Here is a 2,685-nt window from a genome sequence, read left to right on the forward strand (position 1 = left end):
CTTAATGGCGATGAACCGGCATCAGCCGCCAAAACGGACTTCGGGCAATCCGCGTATGCCGTCCAGCCTCACGGCAAACAATCCACCTGCCTTGGATTCCTCCACGCGCTGCAGCATGTTCATCCCTTCGTGCGCAGTAGTCACGTACAAGGTATCCAAATCAGCGCCGCCAAACGCCGGGCAACTCGGTTGCGACACCGGCACCGCGACGATGCGATCGACCAGGCCGTCCGGCGCATAGCGCACCACCCGCGCCCCGCCCCATTGCGCATTCCACAGATATCCCTGGCTATCGATGGCGGAGCCGTCAGGGCTGCCCTTCTCGCCCGCGAGATCGACGAACACATCCTGCGCGCCGATGGCGCCGCTGACCGGATCGTAATCGCAGGACATGATCTTGCCCTGCATGGTGTCGCAGAAATACATGCGCGCGCCATCCGGGCTGAAACAAATGCTGTTGGAAATCGCCACGCCAGGCAACGGCAAGCGCTCGAGGCTGAGGTCCGTATTGAGACGGTAGAAGCTGCCGATCGGCGCGCGTCCCTGGTCTTCATTGAGCGTGCCGAACACGAAACGCCCCTGGCGATCGCAGCGGCCGTCGTTCAGGCGCGTGGTCGGCAGGTCTTCTTCCACCGTGCGGATAGTCGTGATCTCGCCGCTGTCCAGATTGAAGAACGCCAGACGCGACGCCAGACCGATCAGCAGCCGGTCAGTTTGCCCAGTCAAGGCGAACACCGACAGCCGTTCCGGCATGGGCCAGCTGTGTGTGGCGCCATTGGCCGGATTGTGGTTCCACAGCGTGGCGCCCTGGATGTCGGTCCAGAATATCGATTGCGTCCTGTCGCACCAGATCGCGCATTCGCCGAGTTCATGTTTGCCGTCAACGATCAGGCTTGCTTGCATGGATGTCTGCTCCGTGATGGGGAAATCCAGCCGCTGATTTCCCGGTGATGAAGAATGATGAAGAGTAAATCCGAAACTTTAAACGAAAAGAGGCAAGCCGTGGCTTGCCTCTTTCCGCTGCTGCGTTTTACTGCGCTCTGCCGCTCGTTACGATCGGATCCTCATACGATCAGAACGAGTGGGCAATGCCCACGTAGCCGCCGTTCTGGCCTTGACCGGCCAATGGCGGACCGGCTTGGTCAGCTTCCAGCGAGAAGGTCGCGTTGCCTTTGTTGCGGACAGTACCTGCGCCCACGTACAGCAAGGTGCGCTTGGACAGGTTGTAGTTCGCACCGACCATGTACAGATTGGCCGAACCGCCGTTGTTGTTGACGTTGACGTGGAACACCGAACCGATCAGCGTCAATGCAGGCGAAATCTGGTAGTTGGCGCCGACCCAGTAATGATTGACCGTGTCCGGCGTGCCGGCTGCGACGTCTGGCGCCTTCAGATTTTCATAACCGACATACATCTTCAGCTTGTCGATCGTGTAAGTACCACCCAGAATCAGCTCCTTCGACGTGTCGAACACATCGCCGACAGTGGTGGTTCCGTCCTGGTTCGTCTTGATGCTGCCGTACTTGCCATTGGCGTCGCGCACCAGATCATAGATCGCGCGCAGTTCCAGGCCCTGGTTTTGATAGACCAGCGAGACGCCGTCCTTGCGACCCTTGGTGGTCGAGCCGGCTTTTTCGCCGAGGCTGGTCTGGAACGTGGCGTTGAAGCCGCCCCAGGTCGGGGTCTGGTATTCGATGATATTGCTGGCGCCGCCCCAGTTGCGCCCCTTCACCAGATTGGCCGTGCCAATCCATTGCTGACCGGTCGGATCGAGGAACCATACGTCGTTGTCGATGAACAGGTTCTTGCCGATTTTGATCGAACCGGCGCTGCCGTTCAGGCCGACGTAAGAACGACGATTGAACAGTTCAGGACCGTTGGTTTTGCCGGTGGTCGCGCCGAAGCCCGATTCCAGCAGGAAGAAGCTGTTCAGGCCGCCGCCCAGATCTTCCTTTCCTTTGAAGCCGATCATGCTGGTGCCCCACTGGTTGCTGGCTGCGCGCACCTGCGTGCCGGTGTTGCCGTTGACTTGGTGGACGTTGCTCTGCACGTCGATGCCGGCGACGACGCGACCGTAGATGGTGACGCTGTCTTCCGCTTGCGCAGATGCCAGGCATGCGCCGAACAAGGAGGCCGTGCCCAAGGCCTTGAGGATGGTTTTGGTTGAGATGGACTGAGTCATCTTGAAGTCTCCGTAGATCTTTATAGTCAACAGGGTGGAGTCGATTGCTGCACCCTCGCTTTTTTTGTATGAAACCCGCGCTGAATTGACGCGCAAAAATCCTCCTCGATACCGGTTTTCACAACCGTTCGATCAGCATTTCGTCAGCTTCATTTCAACGTGAAGTCCAGAGCGTGAAACCGTCTGGACTGGGCTAGATACTAAGGATTTGCGGGATATATTTCTAATGAATTATTTGCCTCAGCCGATACTTGATTTGATATCATCCTGAGATATAAAAAAGGTAGCCGAGACAAATGAAAAACAGCGACCCAAACTGGTTCCTGCGCGCGCGTCTGAAGACCCGGCAGCTGTTGTTGCTGATCGCTCTGGACGATGAACGAAACATCCATCGCGCCGCCAACGAACTCAACATGACGCAGCCTGCGGCATCCAAGCAACTAAAGGATCTCGAGGACATGCTAGGCGTGACCTTGTTCGATCGCCTGCCGCACGGCCTTATA

At 57.8% G+C, this 2,685-nt stretch carries 3 protein-coding genes; 1 reads left to right on the plus strand and 2 read right to left on the minus strand.

Annotation, left to right across the window (positions count from 1 at the left end):
* Positions 1 to 21 precede the first annotated feature (21 nt).
* Positions 22 to 903 carry an SMP-30/gluconolactonase/LRE family protein gene (locus tag HLUSI_RS0126035; RefSeq protein WP_016836716.1) on the minus strand — a complete coding sequence of 294 codons (882 nt, stop codon included), beginning with the start codon at positions 901 to 903 and terminating at the stop codon, positions 22 to 24.
* Between the two features lie 169 nt (positions 904 to 1,072).
* On the minus strand, positions 1,073 to 2,182 hold the full coding sequence (locus HLUSI_RS0126040) for a porin (RefSeq protein WP_016836717.1): 1,110 nt from the start codon (positions 2,180 to 2,182) through the stop codon (positions 1,073 to 1,075).
* A 296-nt stretch (positions 2,183 to 2,478) separates the two neighbouring features.
* On the opposite strand from HLUSI_RS0126040, the gene HLUSI_RS30820 reads away from it, so the two are divergent.
* The coding region (locus tag HLUSI_RS30820; protein ID WP_040503930.1) for a helix-turn-helix domain-containing protein at positions 2,479 to 2,685 on the plus strand (207 nt) is incomplete at its 3' end.

It is taken from the genome of Herbaspirillum lusitanum P6-12 (genome assembly GCF_000256565.1).
In the GTDB taxonomy this organism is placed as follows: Bacteria; Pseudomonadota; Gammaproteobacteria; order Burkholderiales; family Burkholderiaceae_D; genus Herbaspirillum; species Herbaspirillum lusitanum.

Coding starts and splice junctions, on each gene's coding strand:
- HLUSI_RS0126040 (WP_016836717.1), bottom strand. CDS start 2,182: ATGACTCAGTCCATCTCAACCAAAACCATCCTCAAGGCCTTGGGCACG.
- HLUSI_RS0126035 (WP_016836716.1), bottom strand. CDS start 903: ATGCAAGCAAGCCTGATCGTTGACGGCAAACATGAACTCGGCGAATGC.